The following is a 13,982-nucleotide window of genomic DNA, read 5'->3' on the forward strand; positions in this document are numbered from 1 at the left end:
ACGTTACGGTCAGTTGGAGGTGAACCCGACCAGCAGGCCGCCGGTCACCTTGACCGCGAGGTTGTAGATGCCCGCGATGACGGCGCCGAGGACGGTGACGACGACGAGGTTGAGGATCGCCACGACGGCCGAGAAGGCCAGCACCTGGGGGAAGCTCACGAAGTGCGACAGCAGGATGCTGCCGTCGGAGAAGCTCGAGAAGAACTCGTCCGCCTTCGCGATGAGGCCGGTGGTCTGCACCACCAGGAACACCATCACGAACGCCACGACGGTGACCACGGCGATCGCGATGGCGGCGAGGAAGGACAGCTTCACGGCCGACCAGAAGTCGATGTACACCAGGCGCAGGCGGACCTGCTTGGCGCTCGTCTTGTGGCTGGATTTCTTGGCGAGCTTGTCGGCTACTGTGCTCATGAGTCGGTGCTCTCTTCGGGGGTCTCGGGCGAGGCATCCGTCCCGGCGGGGACCTCGGGTGACGGGGCCTCTTCGGCGCCGTCGGCGGCTGCGTCGTCTGGTTCTTCGGCCAGGCCCCGTTCGCCGTTGCGTGCGATCGCGAGGATGCGATCGGCTTCGTCGGAGCGGGCGAACACGACTCCCATCGTGTCTCGACCCTTGGCGGGGACCTCGGCCACGGCAGAGCGTACCACCTTGCCGCTGGCAAGAACCACCAAGACCTCGTCGTCCTCCGAGACGATGAGACCGCCCGCGAGATCGCCGCGATCCTCGCTCAGCTTGGCCACCTTGATGCCCAGTCCGCCCCGGTTCTGCACCCGATACTGGTCGACCGAGGTCCGCTTCGCGTAGCCGCCCTCGGTGACCACGAAGACGAATCCCTCGTCGCTGGCGACTGATGCCGACAGCAGGCTGTCGCCCGCCCGGAAGTCCATGCCCTTCACGCCCGAGGTCGAGCGGCCCATGGGCCGCAGCGCCGAGTCGGTGGCGGAGAAGCGCAGCGACATGCCGTGCCGGCTGATGAGGAGGATGTCGTCGCCCTCGTCGACCAGCAGCGCGCTGACGACCTCGTCGTCGGGACCCGCGTCGGCGTCGCCGGTCTCGTCGGGCACCTGACCGCGGAGCCTGATCGCGATGATGCCGCCCTGGCGGTTGGTGTCGTACTCGCTGAGGCGCGTCTTCTTCACCAGGCCGTTGCGGGTCGCGAGCACGAGGTAGGTCGCCACCGAGTAGTCGCGGATGTCGAGGATCTGCGCGATCTCCTCGTCGGGCTGCAGCGCGAGGAGGTTGGCGACGTGCTGGCCCTTCGCGTCGCGACCGGCCTCCGGCACCTCGTACGCCTTCGACCGGTACACGCGACCCTTGTTCGTGAAGAACAGCAGCCAGTGGTGGGTCGTCGTGACGAAGAAGTGCTCGACGACGTCGTCGGCGCGCAACTGGGCGCCCTTGACGCCCTTGCCGCCGCGGTGCTGCGACCGGTAGTTGTCGCTGCGAGTGCGCTTGATGTAGCCGTCGCGCGTGACGGTGACCACCATCTCCTCTTCGGGGATGAGGTCCTCCACCGACATGTCGCCGTCGTAGCCGGGCAGGATGTGGGTGCGGCGCTCGTCGCCGAACTTCTCCACGATGCTGGTCAGCTCGTCGCGCACGATCGAGCGCTGGCGCGCCGGCTTGACGAGGATGTCGTTGAGATCGGCGATCTTCGCCTCGAGGTCGGTCGCCTCGTCGACGATCTTCTGACGCTCGAGGGCTGCCAGGCGGCGCAGCTGCATCTGCAGGATCGCGTCGGCCTGGATGTCGTCGATCTCCAGCAGCGACTTCAGTCCCTCGCGCGCGTCGTCCACGGTCGGCGACCGGCGGATGAGCGCGATGACCTCGTCGAGGGCGTCGAGCGCCTTGAGGTAGCCGCGCAGGATGTGCATGCGCTTCTCGGCCTCGCGGAGCCGGTAGGTCGTGCGACGCACGATGACGTCGATCTGGTGCTCGATCCAGTACGACACGAAGCCGTCGAGCGGGAGAGTACGCGGCACGCCGTCGACGATCGCGAGCATGTTCGCGCCGAAGTTCTCCTGCAGCTGCGTGTGCTTGTACAGGTTGTTCAGCACGACCTTCGCGACGGCATCCCGCTTGAGCACCACCACGAGGCGCTGCCCGGTGCGGTCACTGGTCTCATCGCGGATGTCGGCGATCCCGGTGATCTTGCCCTCGCGGGCCAGATCGCCGATCTTCACCGCGAGGTTGTCGGGGTTGACCTGGTACGGCAGCTCGGTGATGACGAGGCAGGTGCGACCCTGGATCTCCTCGATGGAGACGACCGCACGCATGGTGATCGAGCCGCGCCCGGTGCGGTAGGCCTCGCGGATGCCCTTCGTGCCGAGGATCTGCGCACCCGTCGGGAAGTCGGGGCCGGGGATGCGCTCCATGAGCGCCTCGAGCAGCTCCTCGCGCTTGGCCTCCGGGTTGTCCAGCGCCCACAGCGCACCCGCCGACACCTCGCGGAGATTGTGCGGCGGGATGTTGGTCGCCATGCCGACCGCGATGCCGACCGAGCCGTTGACCAGCAGGTTGGGGAAGCGCGCCGGCAGGACGGACGGCTCCTGGGTCTGGCCGTCGTAGTTGTCCTGGAAGTCGACGGTCTCTTCTTCGATGTCGCGCACCATCTCGAGCGCGAGCTGAGCCATCTTCGTCTCGGTGTACCGCGGGGCCGCAGCGCCCATGTTGCCGGGCGAGCCGAAGTTGCCCTGGCCCTGGGCCAGCGGGTAGCGCATCGACCATGGCTGCACGAGGCGTACGAGCGCGTCGTAGATCGCCGTGTCGCCGTGCGGGTGGTACTGGCCCATCACCTCGCCGACGACGCGCGCGCACTTCGAGAACGACTTGTCGGGGCGGAAGCCGCCGTCGTACATGCCGTACAGGACGCGCCGGTGCACGGGCTTGAGGCCGTCGCGCACGTCGGGCAGCGCGCGGCCGATGATGACCGCCATCGCGTAGTCGAGGTAGCTGCGCTGCATCTCCAGCTGCAGGTCGACCTGGTCGATACGGCCGTGCTCGTGTTCGGCGTTCGGGTCGGGACGCTCTTCGTCTGCCATGTGTGTCTTTCGTGTTCTCCGTGAACCGGTGCGTGGACCTGTCCGCGGCTCAGATGTCGAGGAAGCGGACGTCCTTGGCGTTGCGCTGGATGAACGTGCGGCGGGATTCGACGTCCTCGCCCATCAGCACCGAGAAGATCTCGTCGGCGGCCGCCGCGTCGTCGATGGTCACCTGGCGGAGCGTCCGCGTGCGGTGGTCCATCGTCGTCTCCCACAGCTCCTTGGCGTTCATCTCACCGAGGCCCTTGTAGCGCTGGATGCCGGAATCCTTGGGGATCCGCTTGCCGCCTGCCAGTCCGTCCTCCAGCAGCGCGTCGCGCTCCTTGTCGGAGTACACGTACTCGTGCGCGGAGTTCGACCACTTCAGGCGGTACAGCGGGGGCATGGCGAGGTAGACGAAGCCGGCCTCGATGAGTCCGCGCATGTACCGGAACAGCAGCGTCAGCAGCAGCGTGGTGATGTGCTGGCCGTCGACGTCGGCATCCGCCATCAGCACGATCTTGTGATACCGCGCCTTGCCGATGTCGAAGTCCTCGCCGATGCCCGTGCCGAAGGCCTGGATCATCGCCTGGACCTCTTTGTTGGACAGCGCCTTGTCGAGGCGGGCGCGCTCGACGTTGAGGATCTTGCCGCGCAGCGCCAGGATCGCCTGCGTGTGCGGGTCGCGGCCCTGCACCGCCGAGCCGCCCGCCGAGTCCCCCTCGACGAGGAAGATCTCACTGATCGACGGGTCCTTGCTGGTGCAGTCCTTGAGCTTGTCGGGCATCGCGGCCGACTCGAACACGCTCTTGCGGCGGGCGGTCTCGCGCGCCTTGCGTGCGGCGAGGCGGGCGGAGGCCGCGTCGATCGCCTTGCGGATGACGTTCTTGGCCTGCGTCGGGTTGCGGTCGAACCAGTCGCCGAGCTTGTCGCCGACGACCTTCTGGACGAACGCCTTCGCCTCGGTGTTGCCGAGCTTCGTCTTGGTCTGCCCTTCGAACTGCGGCTCGGAGAGCTTCACCGAGATGACGGCCGTGAGCCCCTCGCGGATGTCCTCGCCGGTGAGGTTCTCGTCCTTCTCCTTGAGCATGTTCTGCCCGCGGGCGTATCGGTTGACCAGCGTCGTGAGGGCGGCGCGGAACCCCTCCTCGTGGGTTCCGCCCTCGTGCGTGTTGATCGTGTTGGCGAAGGTGAACACGTTCTCGGTGTAGCTCGTCGTCCACTGCATGGCCAGCTCGATCGAGATGTGGCGCACGGTGTCCTCGGACTCGACCTCGATGATCTCGTCGTTGACGACGTCCGCGTGGCGCACCTTGTTGAGGTGCTCCACGTAGTCCACGAGACCTCGCTCGTAGAGGAAGTCGTCGTGGCGGGGCTGCGGCTCACTCATTCCGTCGGCCGGGTCGTCGTCGGGCATGAGCGCCTGCGGCCGCTCGTCGCGCAGGCTGATCCGCAGTCCCTTGTTGAGGAACGCCATCTGCTGGAAGCGCGTGCGCAGCGTGTCGTAGTCGAACTCGACGGTGTCGAAGATGCCGGGGTCGGGCCAGAACGTGATGATCGTCCCGGTCTCGGTGCTCTCCTCGCCTCTCTCCAGCGGCGCCTGCGGCTGCCCGCCGTCGCGGTACGACTGCCGCCACACGTGGCCCTCGCGCCTGACCTCGACCTCGAGGCGGGTCGACAGCGCGTTGACGACGGAGGAGCCCACGCCGTGGAGGCCGCCCGAGACCGCGTAGCCGCCGCCGCCGAACTTGCCGCCGGCGTGGAGGACGGTGAGGACCACCTCGACGGTCGACTTGCCCTCGGTGCGGTGCATGCCTACCGGGATGCCGCGGCCGTTGTCGATGACGCGGACGGCGCCGTCCTCGAGGATCGTGACGCTGATCGCGTCGCAGTAGCCGGCGAGCGCCTCGTCGACCGAGTTGTCGACGATCTCGTAGACCAGGTGGTGCAGACCGCGTTCGCCGGTGGACCCGATGTACATGCCGGGTCGCTTGCGGACGGCTTCGAGGCCCTCCAGGACCTGGATGGCATCTGCCCCGTATTCGCTGGGAGCCCGGTCGGGCGTTTCGGGTTCCTCGGAAACGTTGTCGGGGTTGTCAGACGTCATCTTCGCGATGGCTCCAAATCCTTCGGAGGGGACCCCGACAGTCTATCGGGTAACGCCTCGATCACGACGCTCTACGCCCGTATGAGCGCATGAAATCCTTCCGGACGGCTCCTGACGTGGTTCAGCCGTAGGTATCGCGCGGACCCCGCCCTGGAATCGTTCTGGGACCCCATTTCCAGGAGGGGACGTCCGGCCCGATGAAGCGGACTGCGTCGACCCCGGCCTCGGGGAACCGCCGGACGATCTCCGAGAGGATGTGCGCGCGCATCAGCTGGAGCTGCTTCGCCCACGCCGTCGAGTCCGCCTGGACCGTCAGCGTTCCCCCCGAGAATGCGACCGGGCGGGTGTGCCGAGCGGTGTCCTCACCGGCGACCTCGGCCCAGGCGCGCACCACGTCCTCACGGGCGAGCTGGGCATCCCACCCCGCTTCGCGCGTGAGATCGGAGAGCACGTCGCCCACTCCGCGCGGGTCGCGGCCGGGAGCGAACGGCAGGTTCTCGTCGTCCTCGGTGCGCCGGCGGCGCTTGCGGTACGAACGCGCCGACGGCTCGAGGCCGCGCAGGCGCAGGTAGGTCGCGATGGTCTCGGGCAGCGCCGCGCGGTCGGCCCCCGCGCCGGATTCCGGGCCCGTCGACGGGTCAGGCATCGGCCCGCTCCTCGTCCACGCGCCCGATGATCCGTCCCGCCTCCACGCGCACCATCCGGGCGCGGAGGTTCTCGGGGACGTCTCCTTCGACGGCCGCGGTGACGACGACCTGCTCGTATCCGGCGGCCAGGTGGGCCAGACGCGCGCGGCGATCGGCGTCGAGCTCGGCGAACACGTCGTCGAGGATGAGCACCGGGTCGCCGAGCTGCGAGTCCGCTCGCAGGAGCTCGGCCGAGGCGAGGCGCAGCGACAGCGCCACCGACCACGACTCGCCGTGCGACGCGTAGCCCTTCACCGGCAGGCCGCGGATCCGCAGCAGCAGGTCGTCGCGATGCGGGCCGACGAGCGTGAGCCCGCGCTCGAGCTCGGACGTTCGCCGGGCCGAGAGCGCCAGCCGGAAGAGCTCTGCGATGCGTGCGGTAGAGGCATCCGGAGCCGGTCCTGCGCCGGACGCGCCCGACGCCGGTGCGGGCGATCCGTCGGCGTCCTCACCCGTGTCGGCGCCCGCGACCGACAGCGCCCATTCGATCTCGGGGTTGTGGTCGGCGCCGGCGATCGCGGTGTACGCGGCCGCGAGGGGCGTGGCGAGGTCGGCGGCCAGCGCCAGCCGCGCGGCGATCAGTTGAGTGCCGAGGGAGACGAGCTTGTCGTCCCACACGTCCAGCGTGGACAGGGCGTCGCCGCGGATTCCGCGCGCCCTGGCGGACTTGAGCAGCGCCGTGCGCTGCTTGAGGACCCGCTCGTAGTCCGAGATCACGCCGGCCATGCGCGGCGCGCGCTGCACGAGGAGCTGGTCGGCGAAACGACGCCGAGCTGACGGGTCGCCGCGGACGATCTGCAGATCCTCGGGCGCGAACAGCACGACCTGCGCGTAGCGCGGGAGCTCGGCCGGCTTCACCGTCGAGCCGTTGACCCGAGCCTTGTTGGAGCCCTGCCGGTTGATCTGCGCCTCCAGCTGCACGCGCCGGTCGCCGTGAGCCAGCCGGGCGCGGATGATCGCGGCATCCGCCCCATCGCGCACCATGGGCGCGTCGTTCGAGACGCGATGCGAGCCCAGCGTCGCGAAGAACCCGATCGCTTCGGCGAGGTTCGTCTTGCCCTGGCCGTTGCGGCCGACGAAGACGTTCGGACCCGGCCCGAGCTCGACGTCGGCTGCCGCATAGTTGCGGAAGTCGACCAGACTCAGGTGCTCCACGATCACCGGACAAGCCTAGTGAGCGCTGCCGACGCCCGGTCCTCGGCCGCCCGGCGGCCGCCGGGTCACCGCAGGAGCAGGTTCGGCTGCAGCAGATAGCGGAACGAGTCCGAGCCTGCCCGGTCGACCGAGGTCTGCGGCGTGATCAGCACGGGGCTGAGCTTGTTCGCGTTCTCGCTCGACGTGAACGTGATGCGGACGAACTCGCTCTTGACCGCGCCGAGCGACTCCAGCAGGTACTGGGGGTTGAGGCCGAGCGTCACGTCGTCGCCGCCCTGCAGCGTGGCGTCGACCGACTCGGTCGCACGGGCCTGCTCGGTGCCCGAGGCATCCATCGACACGCTGTCGGCCGTGAACGTGAACCGCAGCGGGGCCGAACGGTCCAGCACGAGCGACACGCGGCGCACCGCCTCGGCGAGCTCGGCCGTGTTGACCACCGCGTGGTGATCGGTCTGCTCGGGGAAAAGTCGCCGCACCGGCGGGAAGTTGCCCTTGATCAGCAGCGAGGTCACCGTCTTGTTGCCGGCGGTGAAGGCGATGATCTCGCGGTCGCCCGACCCCGAGAACGCGATCGAGATGTCGCCGCCGTGCGCGAACGTCTTGCCGACCTCGGTGAGCGTGCGGGCGGGGACGAGCGCCGTCGTCGCCTCCTCACTCGCGGTGGAGCCGCCGTCCCACGGAATTTCGCGCAGCGCGACGCGGTAGCGGTCGGTGGCGACGAGGCTGAGGCTGGTGCCCGACACCTCCAGCTGCACACCGGTCAGCACCGGGGTGACGTCGTCGCGGGATGCCGCGAAGGCGACCTGCGAGATCGCGGTGGCGAAGTCCTCCGACGGCACGAGACCCGAGTCGCCCGAGACCTCCGGGATCGCGGGGTACTCCTGCACCGGCATGGATGCGAGCGTGAAGCGCGCCGACCCGCATGTCAGCAGGATGCCGCCGTCCTGATCGACCTCGATCTGGATGGGGGCGTTCGGCAGGCGGCTGGCGATGTCCGACAGCAGGCGGCCGTGCACCAGGATCGTGCCCGGCTCGTCGACGGTGGCCTCGATGGTCGTGCGTGCCGAGGCCTCGTAGTCGAACGCCGCGAGCGAGAGACCCGCATCGGATGCCTCGATCAGCACGCCCGCCAGGATCGGCTGGGGGTTGCGCTGCGGCAGAAGCTTGACGACGAACGACACGGCTTCGCTGAACACATCGCGATTGACGTGGAACTTCACGAACGCTCCCTCTGCAGCGGACCCGCAGGCTACGGGCTCGGGGTACTCATGCTAGTGCCAGCACCGACGATTGCCAGTCCGGGTCTGTCCGAGCCCTTGTCCACAGTGAAGGTCATCGGACGGGATTCATCAGAGAGATTTCTTGTCATGGTGTTAACGGCTGTGGAAACTGTGGAGAACGTCCGACTCGCCAGTCGGCACAGGGAAACCACAAGAGTGTGAGTTGTGGAGCGGCTGCGGACGGACTTCGGGACGACGGATGCCGCGGCCACCGGCATCCCCCATTCATCCACAGGCATCCCACCGATGTGCACAGGCGTTTCCGCAGGCTTCGAGAGTTATCCACAGGTTTTCCACACTGTGAAGAACCGGATGATCGCGCTCCCTCGGCCCCGATGTCAAGAACTTCTTCGGGCATATGCGCAAGCGGGCCCCGACTGCGCATCGGGGGCCCGCTTCGCGGCTGGGAGGGGTCGTCAGCGGCCGTTCCGACCGAGCTGAGCGGTGATCTCCGTGACCTGGTTGTAGATCGAGCGGCGCTCCTTCATGAGCTCGCTGATCTTCTTGTAGGCGTACATCACGGTGGTGTGGTCGCGGTTGCCGAACAGCTGCCCGATCTTCGGCAGCGACAGGCTCGTGCGCTCACGGCACAGATACATCGCGATCTGGCGGGCCTGCGCGACCTGCTGCGAGCGGCTCGAGCCGTAGAGGTCGTCGACGGTGAGCTTGAAGTACGCGGCGGTCGCCGTGATGATGTCGGTCGGCGAGACCACGTTCGCGTCGTCCTGGTCGACGATGTCCCGCAGCACGGTCTGGGCGAGCGACATGTCGAGCGTGGAGCGGTTGAGGCTCGCGAACGCCGACACGCGGATCAGGGCGCCCTCGAGCTCGCGGATGTTGCTGGAGACGACGGTGGCGATGTACTCCAGCACCTCGTCGGGGATGTGCAGCCGCTCGGACTGCGCCTTCTTGCGGAGGATCGCGATGCGCGTCTCGAGGTCGGGTGCCTGCACGTCGGTGATGAGACCCCACTCGAAACGGCTGCGCATGCGGTCCTCGAACCCGGTCAGGTGCTTCGGCGGGACGTCGCTCGTGATCACGACCTGCTTGTCGTGATCGTGCAGCTGGTTGAACGTGTGGAAGAAGGCCTCCTGCGTCTCGGCGCGGCCCTGCAGGAACTGGATGTCGTCGATCAGCAGGATGTCGACATCGCGGTACCGGGCCTGGAACGCCGAGCCGCGGTTGTTGGCGATCGAGTTGATGAAGTCGTTGGTGAACTCCTCGCTCGACACGTACCTCACGCGGATTCCGGCATAGAGGCTGAGCGCGTAGTCGCCGATGGCGTGCAGGAGGTGCGTCTTGCCCAGTCCGGAGTCCCCGTAGATGAAGAGCGGGTTGTACGCCTTCGCGGGAGCCTCGGCCACCGCGACCGCCGCGGCATGCGCGAAGCGGTTGGACTGGCCGATGACGAAGTTGTCGAACGTGTACTTCGGGTTGAGCCGCGTGTCATTGCGGGAGGTGGATGCCGCGTCCGCCGGCTCCTCGAGCGGTGGGCGTCCCACCTGCGGCGCGGCGGGCGGCGAGACGACGCTGGACTGAAGCGGGATCGGCGCGGTCAGGTGCGCGTCCGCGAGGTCGGGATTGACGACGACCCGGAAGTTCGACGCCGGGTCCTGGACGTCCTCGGCCACGCGGGTCAGCGCCTCGAGGATCGGCGCCCGCATGCGCTTGGTGAACTGCGCCGCGGTGAGGTCGTTCGGCACGTCGAGATAGAGGGTGCCGCCCATGACGCCCTGCGGCACGGCCAGGCTGATGAAGCCATGCAGCTGCGGGGTGATGCGATCGTCTCGCACGAGTTCGTCCAGGACGGCGGTCCAGACAGGAACATCTGGAACTTCGTGCGATGACATGGCCCCCCCGGGTTGTTGACGATTCCACCCGATGCCGCGGAAACGTCGGTCCGAGCCTGTGGATAACTGCCGGAGCCACGCTAGTCAGCGGGCGTCCCGTGAGCAAACTCCACTGTAGATCCGGCCTGCGTGTCGGTGCCAGGGTCCCGCCGTCACCGGGGGCATAATGACACGTTCCCCTCTCGGTTTGAGTTCTCGGGCGTCTCGACGTAGCCTTGATCGGTTGACTTATGCCCCCGTGGCAGTCGCCCCTGTACACACGTCCCCGGTCTCGAGCGTCCCGGTGACACCTGATCGGAAGTAGTTCCTCATGAGCAAGCGCACCTTCCAGCCCAACAACCGCCGCCGCGCCAAGAAGCACGGCTTCCGCGCCCGCATGCGCACGCGCGCGGGCCGCGGCATCCTTTCGGCTCGTCGCGCCAAGGGGCGCACCGAGCTCTCGGCCTGAGCCGAGCGGTGCTCGCGAGGCCGAACCGACTCACCCGCGGAGCGGATTACAAGGCCGTCGTCCGTAGGGGTCGTCGGTGTGCCGGAGCGCACACCGTCACCTATGTCAGCCGCGTCGTGACCGATGGTCCGGCGCGGTTCGGCTTCATCGTCAGCCGCCAAGTCGGCGGCGCCGTGATGCGCAACACCGTCCGGCGCCGGCTGAAGGCGCTGTGCTTCGAGTCCCTCGGCTCGGTCGCGCCCGGAAGCGACGTCGTGATCCGCGCCCTGCCGAGTGCGGCGTCGGCGTCGTTCGCCGAGCTGCGCACCGACGTGACGAAGTGCCTCCCGCGGAGCGCCGCCGCATGAGCGTGCTCCCGGCCTATGCACTCGGAGATGCCCGGTTCGAGGCATCCGATTCCCTGCGCAGCATCCCGCTGCTCCCCCGCAACGCGGTCCTCGCGCTGCTCCACGGTTACCGCGCCACGATCTCGCACACCTACGGCGACGTCTGCAAGTACTACCCGTCGTGTTCGGCGTACGCCGTCGGCGCGGTGCAGCAGCACGGCGCGGTCGTCGGGTCGGCCATGACTGCCGCCCGCATCGCGCGCTGCCACCCGTGGGCGGCCGGCGGCGTCGATGACGTGCCCCCGCACAAGAACTTCCGGCACGCGCTGACCCCTCACGGGTTCGTCGTGCCCGCCCCCACCGGAAAGGACTGATCCGCCGCATGGATCTCTTGCTGGCCTCCACCCCCGCGCCCGAACAGACCGGCGGAGGATTCGACCTGTTCGGGATCATCCTGTGGCCGCTGAAGTGGGCGGTCGAGGCCGTGCTGGTCTTCTGGCACTGGCTGTTCACCGCGATCGGTCTGCCGCCGGCAGACGGCATCACGTGGGTGCTGTCGATCGTCGGCCTCGTGATCGTCGTCCGCTCGGCGATGATCCCGCTGTTCGTGCGGCAGATCAAGAGCCAGCGAAAGATGATGGAAATCGCTCCTGAACTGCGAAAAGTTCAGGAGAAGTACAAGGGCAAGCGTGATCAGCTCTCCCGCGAGGCGATGAGCCGCGAGACGATGGCGCTGTACAAGAAGCACGGCACCACGCCCGTCTCCTCGTGCCTGCCGCTGCTCGTGCAGATGCCGGTGTTCTTCGCGTTGTTCAGCGTGCTCAACGACGTGACCCGCCACTACAACGACGGCGTCGGCGGTGTCGGGCTGCTCAACGCCGAGCTCACCGCGGAGTTCTACAACGCGAAGCTCTTCGGCGTCGCCTCGCTGCACGAGACGCTCATCGACGCGATCAACACCGGCAACACCCCCGCGATCCTCATCCTTCTCACGCTCGTCGTGCTGATGATCGTCTCGCAGTTCTTCACGCAGCTGCAGATCATCTCGAAGAACCTGTCTCCCGAGGCCAAGACCGGCCAGGCGTACCAGATGCAGAAGATCATGCTGTACGTCCTGCCCTTCGCCTTCGTCTTCTCGGGTGTCTTCTTCCCGCTGGGTGTCGTCATCTACTGGTTCGTGTCGAACCTGTGGACGATGGGCCAGCAGTTCCTGGTCATCCGTGAGATGCCCACGCCCGGATCGGACGCGGCCAAGGAGCGCGAGGAGCGCCTCGCTCGCAAGGGCAAGGCGATCGACGCGTCGGGCAAGGTCGTGCCGATGGAGAAGTACCAGGCCGAGCAGCAGCGTCTGTTCGAAGAGGCCGAGCGCGCCAAGGCCGCGGCGCCCAAGCGTCAGCAGCCCGTCAGTAAGCAGCGCGCGAAGAAGCAGGCGCAGAAGCAGCCGGGTGCCAAGCCGGGCGGCGGCAAGCCGGCGGATGAGACGGATGCCGGTGCCCCCGGCCCGCGTCCGGCATCCTGAGTCCCCTTTCGACCCGCTCCCCCGAGGAATCCCGTCATGACCACGTCTCCTGACTTCGCCGCTACCGACGCTCGCGACGAGCGCATTCCGGCGACCGTCGCCCAGCTCGAGGAGGAAGGCGACATCGCCGCCGACTTCATCGAGGGCCTGCTCGACATCGCCGACATCGACGGCGACCTGGATCTCGACGTCCGCGCCGGGCGGGCGTACGTGTCGGTGGAGGCGCCCGCCGGCGGCTCGGTGGCGCTCATCGCGGCACCCGACACCGTGCAGGCCCTTCAGGAGTTGACGCGGATCGCCGTGCAGAGCCGCACCGGGCGGTTCTCGCGGCTGATCCTCGATGTCGGCGGGTCCCGCGACGCGCGGCAGCACGAGCTCGCCACGCTCGTCGACCGCGCGATCGCCCGACTGGACGAGGGTGCGTCGCAGGCTTCGCTTCCGGCGATGTCGAGCTACGAGCGCAAGGTGGTCCACGACATCGTCGCCGAGCGCGGTTTCGTCTCCGAGTCGTACGGCGAGGGCGCCGATCGTCACACCGTGATCCGGCGCGGCTGAGCGCCGCCGTTTCACGTGAAACACTGCCCGGCCCTGTCGGAGTGACCATGATCGAGATCGAGCAAGAGCCCGCCGCAGCTGCCGAGATCTTCGGCGACCGGATCGAGGTCGCACGGCGTTTCACGGAGGCCCTCGGCCGTCACGGCGAGGAGCGCGGGCTCATCGGTCCGCTCGAACCGCCGCGCCTGTGGTCCAGGCACATCCTCAACAGCGCCGTCATCGCTCCCCTGTTCCACGGGCGTGCCGGCGACGTCGGCTCCGGCGCCGGGTTGCCCGGTCTGGTGCTGGCTATCGCTCGCCCCGACGTGGAGTGGGTGCTGATCGAGCCGATGGAACGCCGCGTCGCGTGGCTGTCGGAGCAGGTCGAGGCGCTGGAGCTCGAGAACGTCGAGGTGCTACGGGCTCGCGCGGAGGACTGGAAGCGCGGTCCGGTGTTGGACGCTGTCACCGCACGTGCGGTCAGCGCGCTGCGCACCCTGGTGCCGATCACCGCTCCTCTGGTGCGCAACGGTGGCGAACTGATCCTCCTCAAGGGCACGAGCGCCGCGAACGAGATCGAGGCCGCTGACAAGCAGCTCCGCAAGTTCAAGCTGACGAACCCCCGCGTCGAGATCGTGGGTGAGGGCCTTCTCTCCGAGCCCTCCCGAGTGATCCGAGCCACCGTCCGCTGACCGTAGCTCCGCGGTACGTTTCACGTGAAACATCGCCCGTCGTCCGCGCCGCTCGTCCCGTAGCTCGCCCCGGCGACCGCATCTCCCCGCATTCTCATTCCCCGCCGGCCGAGTAGCGAGGTACGCGCGTATCGAATCCCGTGTCCGGCCCCTTGCCGGTCGAGTAGCGAGGTACGAGCGTATCGAGACCCGTGTCCGGCCCCTTGCCGGTCGAGTAGCGAGGTACGAGCCTATCGAGACCCGGGTCGCCCCCGTTCACTTGCCGGTCGAGTAGCGAGGCACGAGCGCATCGAGACCCGGGTCGCCCCCGTTCACTTGCCGGTCGAGTAGCGAGGCACGAGCGCATCGAGACCCGGGTCGCCCCC

At 68.1% G+C, this 13,982-nt stretch carries 13 protein-coding genes; 6 read left to right on the forward strand and 7 right to left on the reverse strand.

The features are described 5' to 3' along the window. Nucleotides 1–9 precede the first annotated feature (9 nt). The 7 genes from V6R91_RS02475 to dnaA form a co-directional block, all read right to left on the reverse strand. Complete coding sequence (locus V6R91_RS02475) at nucleotides 10–414, reverse strand: DUF3566 domain-containing protein (RefSeq protein ID WP_336394003.1); 405 nt, start codon at nucleotides 412–414, stop codon at nucleotides 10–12. After that, a complete protein-coding gene (gene gyrA, locus V6R91_RS02480; protein ID WP_336394004.1) occupies nucleotides 411–3,041 on the reverse strand; it encodes a DNA gyrase subunit A in 2,631 nt (876 codons plus the stop codon). Before gyrA ends, V6R91_RS02475 begins: the two co-directional genes overlap by 4 nt. 49 nt (nucleotides 3,042–3,090) lie before the next feature. Continuing rightward, nucleotides 3,091–5,127 carry a DNA topoisomerase (ATP-hydrolyzing) subunit B gene (gene gyrB, locus V6R91_RS02485; protein ID WP_336394005.1) on the reverse strand — a complete coding sequence of 679 codons (2,037 nt, stop codon included), beginning with the start codon at nucleotides 5,125–5,127 and terminating at the stop codon, nucleotides 3,091–3,093. Between the two features lie 121 nt (nucleotides 5,128–5,248). After that, on the reverse strand, nucleotides 5,249–5,773 hold the full coding sequence (locus tag V6R91_RS02490; protein WP_336394006.1) for a DUF721 domain-containing protein: 525 nt from the start codon (nucleotides 5,771–5,773) through the stop codon (nucleotides 5,249–5,251). Continuing rightward, the gene (recF, locus tag V6R91_RS02495; protein WP_336394007.1) at nucleotides 5,766–6,974 is read right to left on the reverse strand and encodes a DNA replication/repair protein RecF; all 1,209 of its coding nucleotides are present in this window, start codon (nucleotides 6,972–6,974) and stop codon (nucleotides 5,766–5,768) included. Before recF ends, V6R91_RS02490 begins: the two co-directional genes overlap by 8 nt. 59 nt (nucleotides 6,975–7,033) lie before the next feature. Beyond that, complete coding sequence (gene dnaN, locus V6R91_RS02500) at nucleotides 7,034–8,188, reverse strand: DNA polymerase III subunit beta (protein ID WP_336394008.1); 1,155 nt, start codon at nucleotides 8,186–8,188, stop codon at nucleotides 7,034–7,036. 476 nt (nucleotides 8,189–8,664) lie between these two features. Then, nucleotides 8,665–10,098: a chromosomal replication initiator protein DnaA gene (gene dnaA / locus V6R91_RS02505; protein WP_336394009.1), complete on the reverse strand. Its 1,434-nt coding sequence runs from the start codon at nucleotides 10,096–10,098 to the stop codon at nucleotides 8,665–8,667. 310 nt (nucleotides 10,099–10,408) lie between these two features. Here dnaA and rpmH point away from each other — a divergent pair, with 310 nt between their 5' ends. From rpmH to rsmG, 6 genes are read left to right on the forward strand one after another with little or no spacing between them, the layout of a single operon-like run. Continuing rightward, the gene (gene rpmH, locus V6R91_RS02510) at nucleotides 10,409–10,546 is read left to right on the forward strand and encodes a 50S ribosomal protein L34 (protein WP_055952712.1); all 138 of its coding nucleotides are present in this window, start codon (nucleotides 10,409–10,411) and stop codon (nucleotides 10,544–10,546) included. An 8-nt stretch (nucleotides 10,547–10,554) separates the two neighbouring features. Further along, nucleotides 10,555–10,893 carry a ribonuclease P protein component gene (gene rnpA, locus V6R91_RS02515; RefSeq protein ID WP_336394010.1) on the forward strand — a complete coding sequence of 113 codons (339 nt, stop codon included), beginning with the start codon at nucleotides 10,555–10,557 and terminating at the stop codon, nucleotides 10,891–10,893. Further along, on the forward strand, nucleotides 10,890–11,246 hold the full coding sequence (gene yidD, locus V6R91_RS02520; RefSeq protein ID WP_336394011.1) for a membrane protein insertion efficiency factor YidD: 357 nt from the start codon (nucleotides 10,890–10,892) through the stop codon (nucleotides 11,244–11,246). Before rnpA ends, yidD begins: the two co-directional genes overlap by 4 nt. A gap of 8 nt (nucleotides 11,247–11,254) precedes the next feature. Beyond that, nucleotides 11,255–12,391: a membrane protein insertase YidC gene (yidC, locus tag V6R91_RS02525; protein WP_336394012.1), complete on the forward strand. Its 1,137-nt coding sequence runs from the start codon at nucleotides 11,255–11,257 to the stop codon at nucleotides 12,389–12,391. Nucleotides 12,392–12,427: 36 nt separating this feature from the next. Next, on the forward strand, nucleotides 12,428–12,946 hold the full coding sequence (locus V6R91_RS02530) for a Jag family protein (protein WP_336394013.1): 519 nt from the start codon (nucleotides 12,428–12,430) through the stop codon (nucleotides 12,944–12,946). 47 nt (nucleotides 12,947–12,993) lie between these two features. Next, a complete protein-coding gene (gene rsmG / locus V6R91_RS02535) occupies nucleotides 12,994–13,617 on the forward strand; it encodes a 16S rRNA (guanine(527)-N(7))-methyltransferase RsmG (RefSeq protein WP_336394014.1) in 624 nt (207 codons plus the stop codon). Nucleotides 13,618–13,982: the final 365 nt, after the last annotated feature.

The sequence above is a fragment of the Microbacterium sp. CCNWLW41 genome, from assembly GCF_037083505.1.